Source organism: Streptomyces sp. SAI-170, assembly GCF_049739565.1.
Lineage (GTDB): Bacteria > Actinomycetota > Actinomycetes > Streptomycetales > Streptomycetaceae > Streptomyces.
The window spans coordinates 5,454,075-5,475,667 of record NZ_JBMGQD010000001.1 but is presented as its reverse complement, the minus strand read 5'-3'; the positions used below and the strand labels follow the sequence as shown (position 1 = coordinate 5,475,667).

The following is a 21,593-nucleotide window of genomic DNA, read 5'->3' as shown; positions in this document are numbered from 1 at the left end:
TACTTCATCAAGGCGGCTCGCTCCGCTCCCCGCGCGCGGCCCGGCCCCCGGCCGGGCCTGCGCTCCTGTCTCCGCCCCGCTCCACCCCGGCCGGCGCCCGTGCCGCACTCAAAGCATGCAGCCGCCTGATCCCAGAGAAGGGATACGTTGTGGCTGGGGCGATCGGCTCCACGGCTTTAGGCAGCCACTTTGGCGCGAGCCTCGCAGATCATGGCCCCAACGTCGTGCTTTAACGGGCAGGTCAACAGACTGCCCGACTCGCCGGAAGCTTACGGGGCCATGATCACTCGCGCCAAAGCAGCTCCAGCCCAAAGCCGCTCCGCCGACCTACGTAGCTCAGCTTCCTGTTCAACGAGGTGTTGCAGATTGCAGCGATGTGCTAAAAGGGAATATGGAGACCCCGGAGCTGGACGAGACGCTGCTGTCCCACCTCGTTGATGAGCTGAACGACGACGGGAAGCGGGCGGTTAGTTTCCTACGATCGGCCGAAGCTCTGATAGCTCTTGACGACGACTCCATACCAGAGCACGGATCCCTTATTGCGTATGCTCTAAGAGAAGCAATGAAGGCAATTCCTTCTTCGCAGAGCTCAGCTAGTACCGGCGGGGAATGGAAGACCCTGTCCCGCGAAGTCGTCGAGGCAAAACAACGACTTGCGGCCACGGCTGACCTTACTGCCGAAGATAGAGAAGGTGCAATGCAGCATCTTTTCGCTACGGTTGACGCTCTCGACGTTTTCCATAAACAGGACGCCGTACATCAGCGACGATTGATTTCGGTAATCGTGAACCGCACTGGTACACAGCCGCTTACCGCTGGGGACGTAGCACCGATCACCTCTTATCAGCGGATTCTGAGCCGCCTAGATAGAGGTCTGCACAGCGGGATAGCGATCGGAGCAGCCAGAGCTCTGTGGCACGAATGCGTGTCGATACTCCGGCAACTATTCACACCCCCCGAGATTCGCATTGCGGAACTCGACGAATTGGCACGCTTGCAGGCTCCAACATCGCAAGACCTTGAAAAGCTGAAGTTGTTGATTGTGAGCCCCTACCATCTTCGTAGGTTTATGGGAGAACTCGATCACCTGGCATGGCTTGACCTTCTTGTGGATACGCAACTACTGGACCCGCCCGTAGATCACCAAGGGTGGCCAATGTTCTCTGCGGTTGACAAGCTCAAGGAGGATCACGCCCCTGAATTGGCAGGCATTATCGAAAGAATAGCTAAGAAATCCATCCACACCGAGTCGGCCTCATGGTATCCCGCACGAGCAGCTCTTGATATTGGAGAGCACGGCCACCCAACTCTTAAACTATGCCTGAAAAAGCACCCGCGATCACCGGCTATATCCAGCTTCGCCGTGAGCGCCTGTGAAAAGCACCCCGACGCAGAGGCGTTCATAGAGTTCGTTGCTAATGTTGCACTGAATCACCGAAACTGGGAGCACTCTCAGGTCTACGTCAAGAACTTCATGAGTGCCTACTGCTCAGGGGTGACCCAGAATAATGGCCTCAGGCGCCTAAAGATTCTTGCACACCGAATATCCGATGTTCCAGAGGAGGAACTTAATTACGCGCTCTTCGTAATGCAGAACGCATCTTTGGGCGAGTATGCCGCAGACGATAGCGATCGCGGGATCCTTCCAACATTGTTGGATGGGATGGCCTCCTGCCTCAAGACTCTGGTGACAACGTGTGCACCCAGCGATCTGATGGTGTCGGTCAGCCCGCTTCCCAATTCCCTTCGAGAACGAGCCAGGGCGTTCATTCTGGCGAATTCGCAGGATGCTGAAATTGAATCAATTGCTCAGGAGCTGACGTCTGCCATCGCGAAACGTGATCCACTTGCAGATGATGATGTATTGATTCAGCGCGTAGTTGACGAATGCCCAGATGACTCATACGTCTCCGCATGGCAGACCTCGCTAGGTACTCCACCTGAGCTGCAGGCGCTCGGGACCGCCTTGGCCGAGCGAAATGTAAATGACGAATGGCGTCGAGCTTACCACTGGAGCGCCTTCCTTCCCTCCCAAGTGTGCGCACCATGGGCAACTGCGGTGGCGGTGATCTCAGGCGCCTATGGGCCACCGGTAAAGCGCAAAGATCCCATTCGGGCAACGTTTGGATATGGCAGAAGTCCGATAACCAGCGAAGAACTGAGCGCCATGTCGCCTCAGGAAGCGGCGCAGTGGATTGCCAACTGGTCACCCAGCGATGCCGAGTGGCTGGTAAGTGCACGCGAGCTCGGAAGAGCGCTAGAATCGACCGTGTCGTCCAATTGCGAAGAATGGGCGCGAGATCCAGTGGTCATTGCCAGCCAGCTTCGCCACCCCACATACATAGCTCATTACATGCAAGGCTTGGCCAATGGTGCTTCCGCAATAGGAGCGGAGGCTGCCGGCAAGATGGTTGATCTGATCGAGTTGACTCGTACTCACCCCTGGCCAGTGGTGGTTATGGGAAAGGATGATTTCGACTACGACCCTACGTGGCGACCGACGGAACACGCGGGCATATCTCTTATTCAGGCGCTCGCGCAATCGAGTATAGGTTTTGGGGGACGCGATGAATATGTCTGGTCCGTCCTCGCGAGTGAAGTCGAGGACAGATCAGAAACCTCCGGCATCATCTCAGGCTCAGTTGATTACCTAGCGACGGCGATCAATAGGCCATTCACGCGAGCCTTGGAGGCTGTTTTCTCCGTTATTTCGATGGAGCGCAAAGAGGGCAATGTACGTCCAGAAGGCTTGCGTATCATCGACTCACTGCTGATGCTAACGGGCCGTGACGGTGCCGAGGCTAGGGCAATCATCGCACCCAAAGCCAGATTCATCGCATACATTTCTCCCGATTGGCTTGAGGTCATCGCACCAAAACTGTTCGGCGACGAAGCACCTCCGACAATGGGGCAGACAGCTGTCGATCTCGCCTTGCAGTGGGGGCAACCCTATGAATGGCTTCTTGAGAATTACCGGGGTTTCGTTAGGGATTCCGTTCGTAGAGGAGTGCAGAACTCCCTCATCCATTGCATGATTGCAATGCTTTGGAGAGTTCAGGGTTATGCCCCGAGTGAAAATCTCGGCTTCCTCTCTGAAACTACAGGCAAGATCTCCGAGGCAGGTAAAGCGCTTGGTCTCGTACTGAGAGGCGACAACATGCCGGAAGAGTATGCGGGGACGGCTGCAGAGTTCTGGAGGCTAGCCGTAAAGGAACATCCGCGCGAGCTTTTCGGCTTTGGCTGGATGGCCGAAGTGAAGATCATCGCCGACGACACATGGAATGACCTCACGCTAAGCACCCTGAGTACCACGCACGGAAAGATCGATTTGTCGCAGTCTGTGGCTGAGAGAGCTGCGGATCAGGAACAGTCAGAACAGACTTTGGCCATACTCGATTCACTTATTAGAGGGCTTGAGCAAGAGTGGGACCGGAGAGAGGTTGCAGCGTACGCTAGAAGTTCGCTTCTCTCTGCTGCTTCACTTGTCGATACTGCTAATTACCGGCGCCTCCGCAACACCTTGATGGAGAGAGGTCTAATGGATTGAGTTCATGCCTGACATCGACGACGGCAGACGGCAAGGGTAAGTGCGTTTGCGGCGACATATCCTTTCGGTCAGTTAATTCAACCGCGCTGATCAAGCTGCTGAGGGTTGGAAAGCGTTTGGGGTCGGCTCGCGCGTCAGCGGTGACTCGCTAAAGGGCGGCACGGGCTGTGCCGGGAACGGGGAACCGTGAGCAGGAGACGCTACGTTGCCAGGGGCGTACCGGGTGGTTTACCGGATCTGGGACAACCGGGGACGTCGGTGGGGCGACCTGTACGAGCTGTGTCCTGACGATCTCGTGGCCGAGCTCAATGGCCAGGCGGACCACGCACGGATCACTGCGTTGATGAAGCGCTACAGGGCACAGAAGCGGTAGGTGACCCCGGAGCGTGCATCACGAGTGCGCGCACCACAAGCGCACCAGATCGAGCGGGGAATCACGGTGAAAGCAGCCGTCCAAAGACGCCACATCCGGGCCATTCGCGCAGGTCAGCTCCCACATAAGCCCCAAATGATCGCACCTTCCCAAGCTGAGGGCTTAGCAGCGTATGCCGGCTGTCGTCGCTTGCTCTAGTCGACGGCACTGGCAGCGTGGTGAAGGCAGGCGGGGGTACAGCGAGGCACCCGCGCGCCTGACGGGTCGGAGCACCCGCCATCGCGGCAGACTGTCACGGGCTGAACCTTACATGTGGGTCCCACGGTGCGGCCGTGACGGTGTAGGTGGAGTGGGACTCCCTGGCGTCGCTCTGAATCAGCACATACGCCGCTGCCCAACTGTCACGACTGACGGTCATTGAGCACGCCAGGAGGGTAGCGTGACGGCCGTCAAATCAGGAGGAGAGCGGCATGGCATTCATCTCGAAGAAGAGCCCAGAGCAACAGGCGCAGGCGGCCGCAGAGAAGGAGCGCAAGCGGCAGGAGGCAGAGGAGAAGCAGCAGGCCGAGCGACTCGAACGCGACCGACGGGCGTTTCTGTCCACACCCGTGGGTCAGGCACGCCAGTGCTTCGAGCAGGGGGATCTCGTATATCAATGCTCGATCGACGTCATGAGCCAGCAAGCGGTCATCGTCGCGATGGTTGGCAGCACGACCACCAAGCAAACGACAGATCCCGTAGTCGTCCTCAACGCCGTATGCCGAGAGGGGTGGGAGCTAGTGAACGGTTCCTTCGTCTTCGTGGAGCAGGGACAGCAGAGCCGCGACAAGTTCATGTCGTCCGGTCAGAACGTCGCCATTAAGGGTGAAACCGTGGGCTACTATCTCTTCAAACGCTGCGAAGCGAACCGACGCGAATCTTGACCGGCCGCCGGAAGGTGACGTCGCTCGACTGGACGAAGAGCTACGGAAGGTTCTGACATCCACGGCTGACATCAACGAGGCCGGAGGGAGGAACAGCAACGCCCTTGGACGAGCGTCGAACCACCTGACCACGCCGCCAGAGGCGGACATAGATCGAACTCCTAAATCGGTGCTCACTGTCGGCCACCTCACGGGTTTTGCTGCTCGGCAAGTTTGGCTGCCAAGGCCTCCAATGCTGCATCGGCCGCTTCGCGGTCCTTCTTTGTCAGGTCGCGTGCTGAGTTGCTGTAGGTGATGTATTGACCAGGGCTGGTCATGTGGGCGAGGCGGAGGGTGAAGGTGAGCAACGGCCGCCATTCCTTGCGATGGCCGAGCTTGGCCTCAAGCGAGACCACGTAGTCGCGAGCCTGAGGCACAAAGCCAGGGAAGGGCGCGCCGAACTCGATGAACCTTTGCTCAGCCTTCCGGCCCTCCACGGCGAAGACTCCGGGCATGGAAGCTTGGTCCGTGCCTACTGGCTTGAGCTGAGGCCACGAGTTCCGCCAGGGCAACGGAAGGAGCGAGTCGGGCTCGTCAGGGAACCGGATCCTGAGATCTTGGACAACGATCGGCACGGGTCCGGTGTTGAAAAGGACCAGCGGGAGCCGCAAGATCGTCAGGCCCGGAGTCGCGGCGCCCGCGAATGAGTACGGCTCGTACGCCTTGAGCTTGCCCTGACGTGCGTTGAGCCACCAGAACGAGACCACAGTGAAGACCAAAGCGCACCCTGCCACAACGGCTGCCGCAGGGAGCGTGGAGCTCTGCTCGTGGGCAGAGAACATCGGCATCGGCACGCCCTAAGCATGGCAGGAGGCGGCCGACCGCAGGTCAAGCATGAGGGTCGAGTGATCAACCTACTGGGCCGTCCCTGGGCCGTCCGACGCTCCCCGAGGCCGACCAACGACGACCGACAGCGACAGCCGGCCCACAGTCCTCAGCAACAAAACCCAAGGTCAGCGCCTCTCGACCACTACGGGTTTCCGCCCAGGGGTAGCCGTCCGGCAAGATGGGGCGCTTCTTTCCGCCGGACAGAAGCCCTGTCTGGCATATCCTGGGGGGACTTCGGTGATCATCGCTGTTTCGGACGGGCATGACCCGGCCTATCAGCTCCAGACGAGCGTGCTGACGCTGGTCTTTGGCATAGCGCTCATCAGTGTCGGGCGGATGCTGCGGCGAACCGGGCGGCTACCTGCGTATCTCGACATCGGACAAAAGGCGTCGGGCTCGTTGGTGCCGCAAGGGGGCAAGAGCGCCGGCGTCGGGAGGCTCGGTGCAGGCCTGATCGCCATGGGCGGGTTCTTCCTCTTCGGTACCGTCTGCCTCATACTCGGCGCGCTGGGTGTCCTTGGTCCCTGAAGACAGGACCGGCAAGAGCCGCGCCAGCTGCAGGGTGAGTGTCTAACTGCGTGACAACGCCGACGGACAGCGACGGACAAGCCCGGACGCTCACGGACCAGCGCAGCAGGTCACGGGAACACGGGCCAAAGGTCGGCGGCTGCGCGAGTCGCTTCGGGATGCAGGGGTCGCGGGTTCAAATCCCGCCACCCCGGCAGCGAAACACCAGGTCAGGCCCGGTACTGAGAGATCAGCACCGGGCCTGACCTGTCTCTGAGGGCCTCTCTGGTGAAATCTTGGAGAAGTCCGTAAAGCGCTTCGCGGACGTCGCGCCGCGGGCGCGTTGAGCCCGGCGTGACGACAGGCTGACAGCGGTCTAAATCGTGGTCTCAAGCAGCACTGATTCCGGCGACGTCCGCTGTCGTCTGCCACAGACTGAAGCCCTGCCGAGTGGATCAAACCAGGGTCGACGCCATCACGCACAGTTCGAAGACTGGTGGCAAGAACTTCATAGCCGGAGTGGGGTCACGGACGGATCGTGGTGTTGTCTCCGGTGACGGCCGTGCCGATTGTCTGTGCGGCGATAGATCGTTCACCGGACGCGGTGATCGTCACCGCACCAGTCGGGGGAAGCTGGGCGGCCAGTTCGGCAAGCAACTGCGGATTCTCTCTTAGCGTCCGCTTGATCTGCTGACGGAGGGCGGCTGCAGCATCAGCGTCCTCCGGCTCCTCGGCCGCCTCACGCACCGCTGCCTCCAGCTCGGGGCGTTCGGCCGGGCTCCGACGCCGCCAGATCGCGTGCAAGATGCTGCGCCCTGCATTCGCCGTGGCTCCCACCGCAGCATCCTCAGCTCGGGCCAGGACCCCCGCACCATAGGCACCTAGAGCTGCGCTTAGATACGGCCCTGCCTGCCCCAGAAACTGCACGATCTCTGCTCCCACACCCCACCCCCGAAATCCTGTCAATGACTGACGCCAGGGCATCAGATTAGTCGCCCAGCCAGCGTGCACACGGCAACTCTGCATACGCGAAACGTCGACCGGTCTTCCTCCACGCGAGCCAGCGAACACCTTCCCGCCCCTGGCCCGCCTGGCTACGCTCCCGACTGGCAGCTCGCTGACCAGGGACACCTCAATGGAGTACTAACGGTCAGACCTCAAAGCGGCGTACTCGGCTGCGTCGATCCTTGCGCGGATCTGTGCGACGAGCGGGTTCTCCGGGCCCAGGGTGGGTTCGATCCGGCCGAGGGCTACGCGATAGACGGCGATCGCCATTTGATGTGCACCGGCTTCCTGGTGGGTGTCCGCCAGGGTGAGTTGGGCGTTTAGGACATTGGGATGATCCCCGAGGGTCTGCTGCCAGTGAGTGAGGTTGGTTTCGTACAGCGGCACAGCCAAGTCGGGTCGGTCGTTGGCCCGGTAGATCTCAGCTAGATACTGCCGTTGCGTGAGTGTGTCCGGGTGGGTGATGCCGAGTTCCTTCTCGGTGAGCGCAACGCTCTGTTCAAGCAGCTCGGTCGCCCGGGGGAGGCCGTCGGCCCCGCCGAGGGCGCGGGCCAGCGTGGCGGTGCAGTGAAGTGTTCGCGGGTGGACGCTGCCAAGTTCGGTGTCCAGTTGGGCGCGGACGTCCTCCAGGACGGCGACTGCTTGTGCCGCGTTGTCGGACTGCAGATGAGCGGCGGCCAGGTTCGTCCGGCTGGTGACCGTATGCGGGTGCGTGTCGCCAAAGATGAAGCTGGCGCTGCGCACGGCGGCTTCAAGGAGCTGGACGCCGCCTGGGGCGTCGCCGACTGTGAGGTGTGCGAGGGCCAGGTTGCTCCGACACACGATGGTGTGCGGGTGGTCCTCGCCAAGCGAACGGACGCATCGCTCCAGGGTTGACTCCGAGAGGGACACGGCCCGTACCGGATTGTCCGTCTGGCGAAGTGCGTCGGCCAAGCCGATGTAGTTGGACAGGGTGTCTGGGTGGGACTCGCCGAAGACCTGCTCGCACTCAGCGACGACGGTTTCGAACAGCGGGACGGCGCGATCTGGGTCGCCCGCCGCGAGGTGTGCATTCGCGAGGCCGCTTCGGGTGGCGAGGGTATGGGGATGGGTCTCGCCGAGCAGCGCGGCACGGTGCTTGAGGACGGTGTCGTACTGGGCGATCGCCCGTCCATCGTGGCCGGCGGCCTGGTATGCCCGCGCCAGCCCGTTCCTGGTGGTCAGGGTCTGGGGATGGGCATCGCCGAGGAGGTGGGCGCTCTGCGCGGCCGCGGTCTCCAGCAGTGGAAGCGAACGGGTGGGGTCTCCAGCGTCCCGGTAGGCGCAGCCAAGGTTCGCACGGATGGCAATGGTCTCTGGGTGCGCCTCGCCGTACACCTCCTCGCACCGGGCCAGGGCCGTCTTGAGGTGCTGCGCCGCCTGGTCAAGGCGTCCGGCGGTCAGATAGGCGTAGGCAAGGTTGTTCCGGCTCGTGATGGTTTCGGGATCGCTGTCGCCGAGCGCCTGCTGTCGTTGTGCGAAGACGGCGGTGTACATCGGAATGGCACGGGACAGGTCGCCTGAAGCGAGGTAGACCGCCGCTAGACCGTGCTGGCTGGACAGCGTGGCAGGGTGGGTTGGTCCTAGGAGTCTCTGGTATTGCGTGAGTGTGGCCTCATGCAGAGAGACAGCGCGATCCAAGTCGCCGGCCGCATGGTAAGTGCAGGCCAGTTCCTCGCAGCTGACGAGAGTGTCGGGGTGATCATTGCCAAGTGCGTGCCTACGCCGAGCCAACGTCTCCTCGTGAAGTGTGATGGCACGGGCCAGATCGCCGTGGTCACGGTACGAGTTGGCAAGGGTAGTGGCGACGGTGAGCGTCCCCGGATGAAAGTCGCCGAATACCTGCGCGCACTGGGCGACCAACGGTTCGAGGATGGCGATGGACCGTTCGAAGTCCCTGGCTCCGTGGTAGGCGTTGCCCAGGTTCGAACGAACCTTCATGGTGAGTTCGTGCTCGGCACCAGCGAGCGCTTCGCAGCGGGCGAGGGCCGCCGTGAGCAGCGGGACGGCGCGGGCGTCATGACCGAGGCCCTGGAGATAGAGTGCAGCGCTCGCGTAGCGTCCGGCGGGAAAGGTGTCAGCGTGTCCGTCAGGAGTGGTGGCCGCGAGTGCGACGAGGTGCGGGAGCAGTCGATCCCAGGCGGGGGACCGGCCAGAGTCGGGCGGTTCTCCCAGGGGGGCGACCGCAGCGCTCAGCAGCCGTTCGGCTTCTAGCCTGCCGGTTGGCGCGCTGTCACCGATGGGCGGCTGGTTCCGGAGTGTGGTCTGGACGAGGCGGTGGATGCTCACCGAGTCCTGGGTGAGGATGACCATGCAGTAGACAGCAAGCACCCCAAGGGCTTCGTGAAGGTCGTCGCTGTCGTCGGTGATAGGGGTCAGCAGTCCAACTGGAATGTCGTCGGGGGCCAGCCACGCCAGTGTGGACAGGACCCGGACTGCCAGGGGGTTGCGCTCCGTGAGGGTGCTAATCGTCTGGCGCCAGATTCGGGCGACGGTGCGCTCAGGGTCTACACCTTCGGGAGCTTTGTCCAACGCGCCTACCAGCCTTCGGCGGTAACGTTCGATGCTGATCGTGGGGTTCTGCGCGAGGTAGGCGCCGGCCTGCATCAAGGCGATGGGAAGCTGCCCCAGGTCGGCTGAGAGGGCCCGGGTCTCCTGTATCTGACGGTGGGTCGGCGAAGTCGCGCCGAGCGCCTGGCTACAGAGGAGTTCACTCGCTGCAGCCAGGTCGAGTACGTCGAGGGCCAGCGTTGCGACGGAGGTGGGCCAGCTAGCTGATCGGCGGCTGGTGGCGATGACGTGGCCATTAGACGTGCTGACGTAGGGCTGCAGATCGGCCGGATCCTCAACGTTGTCGAAGATCAGCAGCCACCCCGGATGCCACTGCAGCCACGACATCGCCCAGGCGGCACGCTCTTCGGTAGACGCGCCGCCGGCCCACACGGGGATCAGCCGCAGAGCGAGGTCGGCCAGCGATTGCTCGATGTGGTCGGGTGATGCGGCGGCAATCCACCACATCACGGTGTAGTCGTGACGGTGTCTGTGGGCATACGCAAGCGCCAGGGTGCTCTTGCCGACGCCGCCGAGGCCTTGAACGACGACAGCCCCGGCGGTCGGCTGCCCGAGCGTGCCACGCAGCCAGCCCAGCTCGCTCGCGCGGCCGAAACACAGTGGGAGCGGCGGCAGGTTGGTGAGCCCGGCAGGTGCCTGGACATCGCGCGCCGAGTTCAGCAACTCGGCCGTCAGAACGTTGACCGAGCCGGTGATCGCTGTCCCGATGTGATGGGCGGCGACGGATCCGGCCCCCATGGCCTGGAAGGTGTAGTCCCTCACCGTAGGACCTGCCGACTCTCGTGGCGAACGGTGACCGTCGACTTTGCTCTGCCGCTTCGGAGCATGGCCCGTACTGAAGAAGTCTGCCGCACCGACGGCCTACTGCCTGCCCTCATCTCAGTCCCCTCTGCAGGCCGGCTGGATGTCTCGCTCTCCAGCACAGAGCGTACGTGTCCCCCACGGCGGGCCAGTATCGGCTGAGCGGCGGCGAGAGATGGCCTGGTAGTTCCGTTGTGGTGGCGATGAGGAAGTCGGGGAGAGAGGGCGCGTCCGCGCGACCATGCGACAGCACGTGCATACGCTTGGGAGAGCCCGCACCCGATTTCCAGCCGATGCCGGGCCGTTCTCTCGCTTCAGGTTATCGACAGCCCGGGTAGACGGCGTGGGGACGGCTGTGATGATGGGCGTTCGCCTGATTAAGGGTGTGATCACCTGCGACGATGTGAGCATGCCGACGTCTGGAATGCCTCTCCCAGCTGCACTCATCCCCGACTGCACCAAACCGGAAGCTCACCACGCGGCCTACAAAAGCGCCAAGACCAACAACGCGATCTTTGTGTGCATCGCTCGCCAGGGCCAGCGTTGGAAGGTGGAGCTTGACGCTTTTTCCAGCAGCGGGCCCACCATCCCGGACCGGGCAGTGAAGGTCCTGCAGTCCGCGGCTGAAGCGTTGGTAGTCGCTGGCACAGTGACGCAGGCCAACATTGCGGCTGACTACATCTCGATGTGGGCGATCGAGAGCGAGGAGAAGGCGCGCGAGATCGCGGCTGCCTTCCATGCCGCTCTCCACGGTCTCCGACAGCTATACATCGCCGTTCCGAGCCAGCGCCGTAGGGCGTAGCCTCCGAGGACCGAGGTACTTCGCGGCTAGGCGGGCGGCCAGTCAGAGAATCATGGATGTGCGGACCCCACACCGACCCCCGCATGGCGCGCAGTGAGCGGGAACGCCGGCGTGGAGAAACCCTGGAGATGATCTTGCATTGGAGCCCCCTGAGGCGCCAATTCGCGAGGGGCGCGCTGCGTAACCCTCGCATGCACGGCCCAGACGAGAAAGATGCTCGTGACGAGGCTGACGAAATGCTGGTCTTTGCCAGCTTTCTGATGCGGCGCCTCGACATCGAAGACGAGAAACGCGAGGTCGCCTCATCGGGCACGTGATCGCAAGTTGCGGTTGCGCGAGCCCGGACGGCCCCTTGAGGCTGCGCGATAAACGAGGAGAGCTGCCCGGGATCTCGGCCCGCGCAACTCTCCCCATCGGAGTGGACCGTGCGTGCACGCCAGCCGTCGCCTCGGGCACCTGAGCTGTCAGGGGCGATGCGGCTCACTCATCGCCAGAAGGAGACCGCGGCTGGTCGCCACGCGGAGCACGGCACCGAGAGACCCGGTCAGTTCCTTCGCCAGTCGGCGCAGGTCTTCCAAGCCCGTGTCCTGGTCGTCGAGGGTCTCCGAGGCATGCTCCAGCAGTTCCGCCGCTGTTCCGAGCTGTACCGCCTCGATGTTGTCCGCCAGGCGGGACATGAAGCCGCCCCTGTCGTCGGTGCTCAGATAGCAGGGCTTGCCCTCCGGTCCCGACCGTGGGAGGAGGCGTAGGTCATTCGGTGCCGTCATGGTTGTGTCTGCCCCTTGTCGGTCACGTGGCGGGTGGTGAAGACCGCGTCGACGCGGTCTCCCGGGAACACCAGAAGCGCGGCCTCCACCACCCGCCCGGTGGAGTCGGTCGGCACGCGGGTGATTGCGAGGACGGGTGCGGCTGAGTGGGTTCGGAGGGTCGATGCTTCGTCCGGTGTCGGTGGGCGGGCGCATGCCGTTTCCTGGACAGCCGCCGGCGGCAGGCCGAGGAGGCCGAATCTCCTGGCTGCTTCCCGGCGCGAGGACTCGTCGTCGAGTACGCCGACCGGCGCCAGGTCGCGCGGGGTGTAGATGCGGGCCAGTCCGTGCGGGGAATCTCCCGCGTAGGTGACGCAGCGGAGTTCGGCGAGAGGGCTGCCGGTGGGCACCTTCAGCAGCGCCGTCAGGTGCCCGTGTGCCTGAACCGTGCTGCTGCGGACGGTGACGCGTAGAGCCGCTTCAGCGGCCGTCCATGGGTCCAGCGTGCCCCATCCGCCGACGTACACGATCTTGCGGAGTGGGCGGCGAGCGAAGTTGCCCTTGCCATGGATCTTCTCGACGAGCCCCTCCCCCTGGAGGACTGCGAGGGCACGCCGCAGGGTCACTGTGCTGACCTTGTAGCGGTCGGCGAGGGCTGTCTCGGACGGGAGGCGTTCGCCGGGCTTGATGTGGCCGTTCGTGATCTGGTGCCGGAGGTCGTTGGCGATGTCCAGATGGCGAGGGGACACAGGCCGGTCACCGCCTTCTCAGCATGCGCACGGCGTCGAGCCTCGTTCGCGTGTGTATGGTCAGCAGCTCGCCCGACTCGAAGAGGAGTTGCTTGGCTCCCTGGGGGAGTTGGAAGAGATCCCTCACTCGGTAGGCTCTGCCGCCGAGTTGGATGACGTCGCCACGCTGCACAGTGGCCGCCGTGACCTCGATGTTGGTGACCAGCGCGCCGTGAGGGGCTCGTTCGATCACCGCTGCACCTCCCTGAGCGTGGGCCAGTCGGACGCTGAGTGGCATGGGCAGTCGCACACCTCGTAGACCACCGGGAGGTCGGTCGGCGCCGAGGCAGGGGTGGAGTCTGAGCAGGCTGGGTGTGTGCCGATCCGGCATGCCGTCGATCTGTAGGGGGCTGTCGAGGCTGCCGCGATGTAGGGCTGTCGGCGAGGAGACATCAATGGGCCCCCGCAAGGGTCGACCAGGCCTCAGCCGGTAAGTGAGGAGCGACGACCACAGGGCGCGTACGCGCTCGCTTCTCCCAGGCCAGCACGTACGGGCGGACGAGCGCGACGTCCTCACCCGGGAGCGAGTCCCAGTGACTCCCGCTCGTGGGAGCCGGACCCAGGACAGCCGGCGCCCCGTCAGTCCCCGTACGGCAGAACGGATTGGTTGGCGTTCCGGGTGGCGTTAAGGAGCGGCGATGCCTGCCCCTCGGGAAGTACCTCGCCCTGGTGAGCGAGGCGGCACGGCGGATACGGTTGAGCACGCTGCTCAGCTCCTATCGCTGACGGCTCGGTCCCCCGACATCGCCCGTCGTGGGGACCGCTTTGTCGACGACCGCCCAGAGGGTGCGGCCGTTCAGGCTGGTGGCCAGGAGACCGAACCGGTCGGCGTCGGCCACCGCCTCCAGGACCTCCCGCCATAAGTCGGCGGGGAGTGATTCCGGCAGCTCCACCTCGACCGTCGTGAACCGGTCGTGCTCCTCCACGCGTGCCGAAAACCCGACGGCGGACAGCCGGGCAGCGATGGCCGCTGCGCTAACTCCCGAAGCGGGCACAGGGCAGCCTCCGTCAACCGGCGATCACTTTAAGTAAAGCTGGTTAACTAGGTTAGAGCTAGTGGACTAGATTTTCCATATGCCTGAGCAGCCGCCCTATCTCCGCATCGCCGACGAACTCCGGCGGCGGATCGCGGAGCACGTATGGGAGCCCGGGGATCGCCTGCCGTCCCGCGCCCAGATCGGCCAGGAGTGCGGGGTGGGCGAGAACGTCGTCCGCAGGGCGCAGGAACTCCTCATCTCGCAGGGTGTGTTGGAGGGGCGCGCAGGGTCGGGCACCTACGTCGCCGAGCCCCGGCAGCGGGTGCGCATGGTGCGGTCGTCCGCGCGTGAGCATCCCGACGGCTCGCCGTTCCGGGCAGACATGAAGGCCCTGGGCAAGCAAGGGGACTGGGAGAGCCGGACCGACGCCAAGGTACCGGCGCCGGCCGACATCGCAGCGCGGCTCGGCATCGCCGAGGGCGACCTCTGCGTCCGCACGACTTACGAGTTCCTCGCCGACGGCCGGCCGCTGCAACTGTCCACCAGTTGGGAGCCGTACGACCTCACCGCCGGCACGCTCGTCATCCTCCCCGAGGGAGGGCCACACGCCGGTGTCGGGGTCGTGAACCGTATGGCCGCGATCGGCATCACCGTCAGCCATGCCGTGGAACAGCCCGAGCCCCGGCAGGCGACCGCCGAGGAGGCCTCGCTCCTGGGCATTCAGAAGTCCGCACTCGTCACGCACATCAGGCGGACGTACTACAGCGACGAGGGCCGGCCGGTGGAGACGGCGGACATCGTCGTGCCCGCCGCTCAGTGCGAGATCGTCTACGAGATTCCGATCAACCGCTAGCCCTAGATCGTCTTGGGTGCTGACGCATCCGGGCAGGATGATTGCATGGCATCGGAGTGGATTCCCGCTGTGGTCACCGGAGTCTCAGGAGCCCTCGGAGTCACCTTCACGTGGCTCGCCGGAGCGCAAGGTAGAGCACATGCAGAGCGGATGGTTGCGCAGTCACTAGAAGCCGAGCAGCGCACATACCTACGGAAGGAGCGGCGTGATGCGTACTTCGAAGCACTCCGCGTGGCCGTCCTCGATGTGCGCCGTCTGAGGTACGAACGGTCCGGCAAGACCGAGAAGCTTCGAGAAGTCGAGCAGTACTGGACGAAGACCAAGCGCATCGAAATGAGCATGGAGGCCCTCATCGCCCTGCACGCCTTTGGCAGTGAGGAGGCCCCGCCGCTTCGCTGAGGCATGGCAGGTGGCCACAGAGGCCAACGACCTGGACACGATGCAGCGGCTTGTCAGGCAGTTCGGGGAACTCATGCGGACTGAACTCCAGGAAAGTTAGCCACGGGTACCACGGCGAGAGGGGCCTAGCCACGGCCTGTCGAATGCGTGTCGAAGCCCGGTCGAGCAGGCATGCGACACCAAGCAAACAGCAGGTCAGCGCCCGCTCTGCACCCCAACCACCAAGCTCCTTCTAAGCGCTTGGCCGCAGGTTCGAGTCCTGCCGGGGGCGCAAACACCCTCTGACCAGCGGAAACGCTGGTCTTTTTCATGCCTGGGACCCAGCGGGGCCAGGCTCAGGCCAAGCGCCGGTACACCCCCTCGCTCCGGCTCAGATGCCGAAGATCGACCAGATATCGCCGTAGCGTCACATGGTCGACGTCGCCGTCCTCGCACCAGGCGCGCAGCTTGTCGTTCACCACGCGCTCCGGATAGTCGACGTCCGGCACGAAGGTCTGCTCGGCGATGTAGCGGAGCACGAGCTGTTTGCGGGTCCACTGGGCCGGCAGGCGCAGCAGGCGGCCGTCGCGGACGAAGGTGCGGATGAGCATGTCGGTGCGCTCGTCGCCGGTGGCCGGGGCGTCGGTCGCGGGCTCGGGGCGTGTGGCGCGGGCGAGCTCGCGGAAGAGGTCGTAGCCGACGCGCAGGGCGCCGTCCTGGTCGGCCGTCACCGCGCCCTGCTCGCGCAGTCGCAGCAGGGCCGTGGCCGTCGCCTTCGGGGTCAGGCCGGCCCGTTCGGCCACCTCCGCCGGGCTTGCCGCGCCGAGGGCCACGGCCGCGAAGGCCCGTACCCGGTTCTCCTCCGCCCACAGCCCGATCAGCCGTACGGCGGACCGCTCCTGTGCCGCTCGTGTGTTCGTCGTCGTCATTCCGCGAGGCTAGTGGAGCGTCCCTGCCTGGGCGGAGTCGTTTTCCAACCGTCGTGGTCCTGCTTCAAAACGAGTGATCCGTCCGTCTGCGCCGTGACCCGCCCACACCCCTCGCGTTGAACGAGAAGTGCGGCGGCGAGTCCAGCTGTCGTGCTCATCGAGTCAAGAAGGAGAACGTGATGTCTCGCATCGCGAAGGCGGCCGGAGTCGCTCTCGGCACCGGCGCCATGGTCCTCGGCGGGGCCGGCCTGGCGCTGGCGGAGGCGGGCGCCCAGGGCGAGGCCGTCGGCTCGCCCGGCGTGCTGTCGGGCAACCTGGTCCAGGTCCCCATCCACGTTCCGATCAACGTGTGCGGCAACACCGTCGACGTGATCGGCCTGCTGAACCCCGCGTTCGGCAACACCTGCGCCAACATCGGCGACGACCACGACGGTGGCTACGACGACGACAAGGGCGGCTACGGCAGCTGACCGCTCGCGTCCGCGAACCGAGAGCCCCGGCACTCCGAGCGCCGGGGCTCTCCCCTGTTCCACAGTCCTACAACCACCAGGCTCAGCCGTACCGGTACACCCGGCTCACATCCTCCAGCTGATCCGGCGTCACATCCCACGGCGGCAGCCGCTCGTGCCGGGCCACGACCCTGCCCTGCTGGCTGTGGCCGGAACCGGGCGGCGTGGCGGGCAGGTAGCGGTGCGGGCTGTGGCGCCGCTGCCAGCGCTGCCACTGCAGGTCGACGAAGGCGTGGTGCAGCCAGAAGACCGGGTCGTTGACGGAGGCGCCGCCCACCATCGCCCCGCCGACCCAGCGGTGCACCCGGTTGTGGGTGCGCCAGGCCGCGCTGCCCCGGCCGCTCCCCCAGCCCTCCAGCTTGTTGCGGAAGCCTCGGGGGGACGTCGAGTCCCAGGGCGAGACGTCGTACACCGGGTCGCTCAGCGCCCACTCCAGGTCGCTCTTGGTCGGCAGGGCGATCGGATCGCGGCGGCGGCCCAGGTCGCGGGTGAGGAACTCCCCGTCGGTCACGCCCTCCTTGAGCGTCCAGTTGCCCGTCCGGTAGGCGAACGGACCGGTCGTCACCTGCCGGTCCCAGCTGCGGCCGTTGCCGCCGAGCAGGTCGGACGTCCACGGCACGGAGGACGCCGTACGGTCCCGGGTCCAGTCCCAGTACGGCAGCGACACGGACGCGTCGACCCGGCGCAGCGCCTTCTCCAGCTCCATCAGGAACTTGCGGTGCCAGGGCAGGAAAGACGGCGCCATATGGGCCGTGCGCAGTCCGCCCTCGCCGTCGGAGACGTAGTGCTCGATGTGGATCCGCACGAACTCGTCGTACTCGCCGCGCCGTTTGATCTCCAGCATCGCCTTGACGAACCGGCGCCGCTCGGCGCTCGTCAGGGTGCTGACGTCCCTACGGACGTACGCCATCGTGTCCCCCCTGGTGCATGTGCTCCTGTGCGTGCCGTCCGGCCTCCTCGCGCAGCTTCTGGGCCGGGCCCAGTTCGTCGACGGCCGCGCGGGCCGCCTCCAGCGGGGTGGCGTAGGAGGCGTAGTGGTCGACCATGGTCAGCCAGGTGCCGTCGGCGCGGCGCATCAGGTGCAGCGGGCGGCCGTCGACGGTGACATGCCACTCGCCGTCGCCGAAGGTGCGGCCGGGCAGGTTCTTGACGCCGCGGATGTGGTGGCCCTGGTACATCTCGTCGAACGTGTCGTCGCCCGGCAGGCCGTCACCCGGCCGGCCGTCGTCCGGCTGTTCCCGGTCGACGGGCCGGGAGGCCGCCACCACCGGCGCCAGCGTCAGGGCGGCCGCCGAGGCGAGCAGCCCGCGCATCACGTCCCGCCGGGTCCCGCTCACCCGCGCCGGCCCCGCCGGTCTCCCGGGTCCCTGTTCCGCTCCGACCGGCACTCCGCCGACACCTACGACCATCACGCTCTCCTCGTCCGGTTGGGCTGTGCACTCCTATCGGTAACCGCCGATCGCCCCGCCCGGTCACCGTCGGTACGTCCATATGAGGAACACCCCGGCAAACGCACGGGGCCCGGACGCCGCCTGCCGCCCGGGCCCCGCACGCACGGCCGCACCCCTTGGGCCGTACGGCCGTACAGGCGAAGTCCCGTCCCCCGTACGGCCGTGTGAGGCCTACAGCCCCCCGCCGGCTCCCAGCTCGGCTCCCGGCACGGTCTGCAGGACCGGCGCGAGGAGGCCGGCCTGCGGGAGCTTGAGGTCGGGGAGGCCGAAGGCCTCGGGGTTGGGCGGGGTGAGGGGCGCGTCGAGGGTCAGGCCGGGCGCGAGGGTGTGCAGGTCGGACGCGGGGGTGCCGAGGGCGACGTGGTCGAAGTCGTCGCCGAGGACGTGCGGCACCGGGGCGCGCAGGCCGAGGCCGGGCAAGCCGCCGCTGACCGGCAGCTGTGGGACGGCCCGCTCGGGCAGCAGCCGGCCCTCGACGTACCGGGGGCCCTCGGGGGCGCCCGGCATCAGCAGGGGCAGCTCGCCGCCGACTTCGGGCAGTTCCATGCCCAGGGACTTCTCGACGCCCTGCAGCGGCACGGGGACGGGGACCGTGCCGACCGCTGCGGCGGGGGTCGCGGCGGCGGCACCGACGGCGGCCGCGACGCCGGTGAGGACGGCGGCGAGGGTTCCTCGGGTGGTCGGCTTCATGTCAGGTACGGGCCTTTCCTGGATCGGCTTCTCAACGTCCGTACCTCGTAACGACTCCGTACGCGGCGAGCGCGCACAATTCCCCCGACTGCCGCAGTAGTACGAGTGGTCAGCTTGTCCAGAAGTCCCACCAACGCGTCAGCACGAGCATGCCGATCACCCCCAGGTGCAGCACCGGCGGCACCCAGGCGAACTCGTCGAGGAACGTCCTCGCCCAGGCGGGCGCGGGCAGGAAGCCGCGGCGGACGGTGAGGGAGAGGACGTACCAGAACAGGACGATCGTGGCGGCCCAGGCCAGACAGCACCACAGGCACAGCGCGTTGATCCGGTACAGCGACTCGAACTGGAGCCAGGAGACGAAGCCGACGCCGAACAGGCAGCCGGCCAGGAAGGTCAGCCAGTACCAGCGGGGGAAGGCGGCGCCGGCCAGCAGGCTCGCGCCGACGCAGATCACGACGGCGTAGGCGGCCAGGCCGAGCATCGGGTTGGGGAACCCGAACGCCTCGGCCTGGTCGCTCTCCATGACGCTGCCGCAGGAGACCACCGGGTTCAGGCTGCACCCCGGCGTGAAGCCGGGGTCCTGAAGGAGCTTGAACTTGTCGATGGTGATGACCCAGGAGGCCAGCAGTCCGGCCGCTCCCGTGATCACCAGCAGCAGGGCGAAGGCCCGGCCGGTGCCTTCCGCCCGCGCTTCCTCGGTGGCGGCGCTCACGCCGGTCAGACGCGCAGGCTGCGTGCGGGCAGGACGACGTGCGCGGCGGCGGTCAGCGTCTCGTCGGCGCCCGCGAACGCGGCGAGCGCCTCGGGCTCGACCGGCTTGCCGGGCTCGGCCTCGGGCCAGGGCCGGGTGGTGAACACCAGGTAGGCGTAGCCGCGTTCGCCGACGGCGGCGAGCCACTCCGGGGGCGCGGGGCACTGGGCGTTGAGCGGCGGCAGGTTGAGGACGGCCTGGCCCGCCTCGACGAGCAGGCTGACCGGCAGGCTGGGCCTGGCGTTGCCGTCCACGAGGTCGCCGCCGACGGGCAGGCCGTTGTTGGCGAGCATCTGGGCGACGGCTGCGCTGGTCGCCTCCGGGCCGTCGGGGCCGTCGCCGAGGGGGTAGGCGAGCAGGTAGGGCATGTCGCTGCCGTCGGGGGCCTCGCCGCTCCAGGTCATCACGACGAGGGTGCCGAGGTCGGCGGGGCGGACGGGTGCGCTGGGGGTTGTGGTCACCGCGCGACCTTATCGGCGGGGCGGAATGCCGCCGGGCGTGTTCTCACCCGCCCGGGGGACGCTTTCCCGGCGCTCCACACGAACGAGGGACGCGCCTCGAACGCGGTCGGCGAAAAGGCGCTATGGGCGACGCCGAGAGCCGATTCCGTGGAGCCGGCTCGACGGAATCGGCTCCACGGAATCGGCTCTGCGGAATCGACTCTGCGGAATGCGGCGCCGCTTTCGAAAAGGAAATGCTCAGCTCTGCAGCGGCAGGCCGCCGAGCAGCCCGCCGCTGGAGTTCAGCGCCGTGGTCGCACCCTTGACGGTGTTCAGCACGGAGTCCTTGTTCTCGGTGTTGAGCGCGTCCGACTGGCTCTGCAGCGGCATCACGTCTTTGGCCGTGAGGTTGCCGCTGGTCATGTGGTTCACGGCGCCGCCGGCGCTGGTGAGGGTGTTCACGGCGCCGGTGAGGCTGGTGGGCGTGAGGTCGGCGGGGCTCTGGGCGAACGCGGGAGCCGTGGCACCGGCGAGGGCGAGGGAACCGGCGACGACAGCGGCAGCCTTCAGGGACTTCATCATGTTCCTTTCCAGGAGGAATTCCGACGCCGTGCACAACGACCTACCCCGCGGGCCGGAAACCCCGTACGCAGAAAAACTTCTGCACCTCCGATCCCTCATACGAGATACGGCGTGGCGTCAGGTGCCGGGCAGTACGTCCGGCAAGGTCGGCAGCTGTACGTCCGTCAGGGACGGCAGCTGTACGTCCGGCAGGGCCGGCGCGAGCAGGGCGCCCGCCGGCAGCAACGACGTGAGCAGGTCGACCAGCCCGGTCACCACGTCGTCGGCCGCCGGGAGCACTCCGACGACCTCACCGGAGGTCGCGGCCTCGAGCAACGCGTCGACCGCCTCGTCCAGGGCGGCGAGCGCCTCGTCCAGGGCGTCGGTGTACGACACCGCGTCGTCGCTCGCGTCGAGAGCCGGAAGCACCTGCGCGGCGGGCGACGAAGGCGCGACGGGCACCGAGGGCGCCGCCGGCGACGAAGGCGCCGCAGGCAGCAAGGGGGCGGCCGGCACCAACGGCGCGGCGGGCAGCGAGGGCGCGGCCGGCAGCGCGGTCCCGGACGGCGCCGTGGACGGCGTCACCGACGGCGTCGCGGACGGTGCCGTAGACGCGACCGGTGGTGTGGCCGGTGGCGGGGCAGGAGCCGCGGTCTCGAGGTCGTCCATGGCCTTCGCGACGGCGTCGGCGAGCGCCGAGGCCTGCTCCTTGGTCAGCTGGCCGTCGTCCGACCGGAGGGTCTCGGTGACGAGGTCACCGGCAGGGGTGAGGACGGAGCCGAATCCGCTCAGGCTCTCGGCCTGGGCGAGAAGCGCGGCCGCGCCGGGGAGGGACGCTCGGGACGCCGCCTGGGTGCGGTCCTGGGCGGAGCCGCTGTCCGCCGCTGCCGCGGCCGGGCCGGCGATTCCGAGGACGAGGGTGGCGCACAGGGCGGTGGACGCGAGACGCAGTACGGGCAGACCACGCATGAGGGTTCCTTTCGATGGTGCGTCGGGCCTTGGATCAACCGTGCGAGTGACGGTCACTTCCTGCAACCGAACGATCACCCCATGCACCCCCATACGGCGCACACGACGAACCGGCCGCCCTCCGGACGAGGAGGGCG

General features: G+C 66.0%; 23 protein-coding genes and 1 pseudogene. 9 read left to right on the top strand and 15 right to left on the bottom strand.

What is annotated here, in order from left to right; all coding sequences use genetic code 11:
* Positions 1-391: 391 nt before the first annotated feature.
* From RKD23_RS24545 to RKD23_RS24535, 3 genes and pseudogenes are all read left to right on the top strand, one after another.
* Positions 392-3,547 (top strand): hypothetical protein, encoded by a 3,156-nt coding sequence (locus RKD23_RS24545; protein ID WP_424855630.1) that lies wholly within the window; start codon positions 392-394, stop codon positions 3,545-3,547.
* A gap of 186 nt (positions 3,548-3,733) precedes the next feature.
* Positions 3,734-3,920: pseudogene (locus tag RKD23_RS24540) on the top strand (hypothetical protein).
* Between the two features lie 470 nt (positions 3,921-4,390).
* Positions 4,391-4,843, top strand: coding sequence for a hypothetical protein (locus RKD23_RS24535; protein ID WP_352028936.1), 453 nt, complete (start codon positions 4,391-4,393; stop codon positions 4,841-4,843).
* 188 nt (positions 4,844-5,031) lie between these two features.
* Here RKD23_RS24535 and RKD23_RS24530 read toward each other — a convergent pair whose 3' ends face one another.
* Entirely contained in the window at positions 5,032-5,676 is a 645-nt protein-coding gene (locus RKD23_RS24530; RefSeq protein WP_424855629.1) for a hypothetical protein, read from the bottom strand.
* 271 nt (positions 5,677-5,947) lie between these two features.
* Between RKD23_RS24530 and RKD23_RS24525 the strand changes: the two genes are divergently transcribed.
* Positions 5,948-6,238, top strand: coding sequence for a hypothetical protein (locus RKD23_RS24525; protein ID WP_424855628.1), 291 nt, complete (start codon positions 5,948-5,950; stop codon positions 6,236-6,238).
* A gap of 504 nt (positions 6,239-6,742) precedes the next feature.
* Here the strand turns inward: RKD23_RS24525 and RKD23_RS24520 are convergent.
* Positions 6,743-7,054 carry a hypothetical protein gene (locus RKD23_RS24520; RefSeq protein ID WP_424855627.1) on the bottom strand — a complete coding sequence of 104 codons (312 nt, stop codon included), beginning with the start codon at positions 7,052-7,054 and terminating at the stop codon, positions 6,743-6,745.
* Between the two features lie 306 nt (positions 7,055-7,360).
* Positions 7,361-10,573, bottom strand: coding sequence for a tetratricopeptide repeat protein (locus RKD23_RS24515; RefSeq protein WP_424855626.1), 3,213 nt, complete (start codon positions 10,571-10,573; stop codon positions 7,361-7,363).
* Between the two features lie 382 nt (positions 10,574-10,955).
* Between RKD23_RS24515 and RKD23_RS24510 the strand changes: the two genes are divergently transcribed.
* Both RKD23_RS24510 and RKD23_RS24505 read left to right on the top strand, forming a co-directional pair.
* Entirely contained in the window at positions 10,956-11,414 is a 459-nt protein-coding gene (locus RKD23_RS24510; protein WP_424855625.1) for a hypothetical protein, read from the top strand.
* 83 nt (positions 11,415-11,497) lie between these two features.
* Positions 11,498-11,731, top strand: coding sequence for a TIGR02391 family protein (locus RKD23_RS24505; protein ID WP_424855624.1), 234 nt, complete (start codon positions 11,498-11,500; stop codon positions 11,729-11,731).
* A gap of 147 nt (positions 11,732-11,878) precedes the next feature.
* Here the strand turns inward: RKD23_RS24505 and RKD23_RS24500 are convergent, their stop codons facing one another.
* From RKD23_RS24500 to RKD23_RS24485, 4 genes are all read right to left on the bottom strand, one after another.
* The gene (locus RKD23_RS24500) at positions 11,879-12,181 is read right to left on the bottom strand and encodes a hypothetical protein (RefSeq protein ID WP_424855623.1); all 303 of its coding nucleotides are present in this window, start codon (positions 12,179-12,181) and stop codon (positions 11,879-11,881) included.
* Positions 12,178-12,909, bottom strand: a complete 732-nt coding sequence (locus RKD23_RS24495; protein ID WP_424855622.1) for a GntR family transcriptional regulator — start codon at positions 12,907-12,909, stop codon at positions 12,178-12,180. Before RKD23_RS24495 ends, RKD23_RS24500 begins: the two co-directional genes overlap by 4 nt.
* Positions 12,910-12,916: 7 nt before the next feature.
* Positions 12,917-13,141, bottom strand: coding sequence for a hypothetical protein (locus RKD23_RS24490; RefSeq protein ID WP_424855621.1), 225 nt, complete (start codon positions 13,139-13,141; stop codon positions 12,917-12,919).
* Between the two features lie 523 nt (positions 13,142-13,664).
* Positions 13,665-13,943, bottom strand: coding sequence for a hypothetical protein (locus RKD23_RS24485; RefSeq protein ID WP_424855620.1), 279 nt, complete (start codon positions 13,941-13,943; stop codon positions 13,665-13,667).
* 79 nt (positions 13,944-14,022) lie between these two features.
* On the opposite strand from RKD23_RS24485, the gene RKD23_RS24480 reads away from it, so the two are divergent.
* Complete coding sequence (locus RKD23_RS24480) at positions 14,023-14,778, top strand: GntR family transcriptional regulator (RefSeq protein ID WP_424855619.1); 756 nt, start codon at positions 14,023-14,025, stop codon at positions 14,776-14,778.
* A gap of 45 nt (positions 14,779-14,823) precedes the next feature.
* Positions 14,824-15,177: a hypothetical protein gene (locus RKD23_RS24475; RefSeq protein ID WP_424855618.1), complete on the top strand. Its 354-nt coding sequence runs from the start codon at positions 14,824-14,826 to the stop codon at positions 15,175-15,177.
* A gap of 335 nt (positions 15,178-15,512) precedes the next feature.
* On the opposite strand, the gene RKD23_RS24470 is transcribed toward RKD23_RS24475, so the two are convergent.
* A complete protein-coding gene (locus RKD23_RS24470) occupies positions 15,513-16,085 on the bottom strand; it encodes a DUF2087 domain-containing protein (RefSeq protein WP_424855617.1) in 573 nt (190 codons plus the stop codon).
* A 179-nt stretch (positions 16,086-16,264) separates the two neighbouring features.
* On the opposite strand from RKD23_RS24470, the gene RKD23_RS24465 reads away from it, so the two are divergent.
* Entirely contained in the window at positions 16,265-16,555 is a 291-nt protein-coding gene (locus RKD23_RS24465) for a chaplin (protein WP_424855616.1), read from the top strand.
* A gap of 82 nt (positions 16,556-16,637) precedes the next feature.
* Here RKD23_RS24465 and RKD23_RS24460 read toward each other — a convergent pair whose 3' ends face one another.
* The 7 genes from RKD23_RS24460 to RKD23_RS24430 all read right to left on the bottom strand — a co-directional run bounded on the left by RKD23_RS24460 (position 16,638) and on the right by RKD23_RS24430 (position 21,456).
* Positions 16,638-17,504 (bottom strand): tyrosinase family protein, encoded by an 867-nt coding sequence (locus RKD23_RS24460; protein WP_424855615.1) that lies wholly within the window; start codon positions 17,502-17,504, stop codon positions 16,638-16,640.
* A complete protein-coding gene (locus tag RKD23_RS24455) occupies positions 17,488-18,003 on the bottom strand; it encodes a tyrosinase family oxidase copper chaperone (RefSeq protein WP_424855614.1) in 516 nt (171 codons plus the stop codon). The genes RKD23_RS24460 and RKD23_RS24455 overlap by 17 nt, the downstream gene beginning before the upstream one ends.
* Positions 18,004-18,216: 213 nt before the next feature.
* Complete coding sequence (locus tag RKD23_RS24450) at positions 18,217-18,735, bottom strand: hypothetical protein (protein WP_424855613.1); 519 nt, start codon at positions 18,733-18,735, stop codon at positions 18,217-18,219.
* A gap of 109 nt (positions 18,736-18,844) precedes the next feature.
* On the bottom strand, positions 18,845-19,447 hold the full coding sequence (locus RKD23_RS24445; RefSeq protein ID WP_424855612.1) for a vitamin K epoxide reductase family protein: 603 nt from the start codon (positions 19,445-19,447) through the stop codon (positions 18,845-18,847).
* Between the two features lie 5 nt (positions 19,448-19,452).
* On the bottom strand, positions 19,453-19,890 hold the full coding sequence (locus RKD23_RS24440; protein ID WP_424858323.1) for a DUF5949 family protein: 438 nt from the start codon (positions 19,888-19,890) through the stop codon (positions 19,453-19,455).
* A gap of 294 nt (positions 19,891-20,184) precedes the next feature.
* Positions 20,185-20,505: a hypothetical protein gene (locus RKD23_RS24435; RefSeq protein WP_424858322.1), complete on the bottom strand. Its 321-nt coding sequence runs from the start codon at positions 20,503-20,505 to the stop codon at positions 20,185-20,187.
* Between the two features lie 120 nt (positions 20,506-20,625).
* Positions 20,626-21,456 (bottom strand): hypothetical protein, encoded by an 831-nt coding sequence (locus tag RKD23_RS24430; protein WP_424855611.1) that lies wholly within the window; start codon positions 21,454-21,456, stop codon positions 20,626-20,628.
* Positions 21,457-21,593 lie beyond the last annotated feature (137 nt).

Coding starts and splice junctions, on each gene's coding strand:
- RKD23_RS24545 (WP_424855630.1), top strand. CDS start 392: ATGGAGACCCCGGAGCTGGACGAGACGCTGCTGTCCCACCTCGTTGAT.
- RKD23_RS24535 (WP_352028936.1), top strand. CDS start 4,391: ATGGCATTCATCTCGAAGAAGAGCCCAGAGCAACAGGCGCAGGCGGCC.
- RKD23_RS24505 (WP_424855624.1), top strand. CDS start 11,498: ATGGCGCGCAGTGAGCGGGAACGCCGGCGTGGAGAAACCCTGGAGATG.
- RKD23_RS24500 (WP_424855623.1), bottom strand. CDS start 12,181: ATGACGGCACCGAATGACCTACGCCTCCTCCCACGGTCGGGACCGGAG.
- RKD23_RS24480 (WP_424855619.1), top strand. CDS start 14,023: ATGCCTGAGCAGCCGCCCTATCTCCGCATCGCCGACGAACTCCGGCGG.
- RKD23_RS24475 (WP_424855618.1), top strand. CDS start 14,824: ATGGCATCGGAGTGGATTCCCGCTGTGGTCACCGGAGTCTCAGGAGCC.
- RKD23_RS24470 (WP_424855617.1), bottom strand. CDS start 16,085: ATGACGACGACGAACACACGAGCGGCACAGGAGCGGTCCGCCGTACGG.
- RKD23_RS24465 (WP_424855616.1), top strand. CDS start 16,265: ATGTCTCGCATCGCGAAGGCGGCCGGAGTCGCTCTCGGCACCGGCGCC.
- RKD23_RS24460 (WP_424855615.1), bottom strand. CDS start 17,504: ATGGCGTACGTCCGTAGGGACGTCAGCACCCTGACGAGCGCCGAGCGG.
- RKD23_RS24455 (WP_424855614.1), bottom strand. CDS start 18,003: ATGGTCGTAGGTGTCGGCGGAGTGCCGGTCGGAGCGGAACAGGGACCC.
- RKD23_RS24450 (WP_424855613.1), bottom strand. CDS start 18,735: ATGAAGCCGACCACCCGAGGAACCCTCGCCGCCGTCCTCACCGGCGTC.
- RKD23_RS24440 (WP_424858323.1), bottom strand. CDS start 19,890: ATGACCTGGAGCGGCGAGGCCCCCGACGGCAGCGACATGCCCTACCTG.
- RKD23_RS24435 (WP_424858322.1), bottom strand. CDS start 20,505: ATGAAGTCCCTGAAGGCTGCCGCTGTCGTCGCCGGTTCCCTCGCCCTC.
- RKD23_RS24430 (WP_424855611.1), bottom strand. CDS start 21,456: ATGCGTGGTCTGCCCGTACTGCGTCTCGCGTCCACCGCCCTGTGCGCC.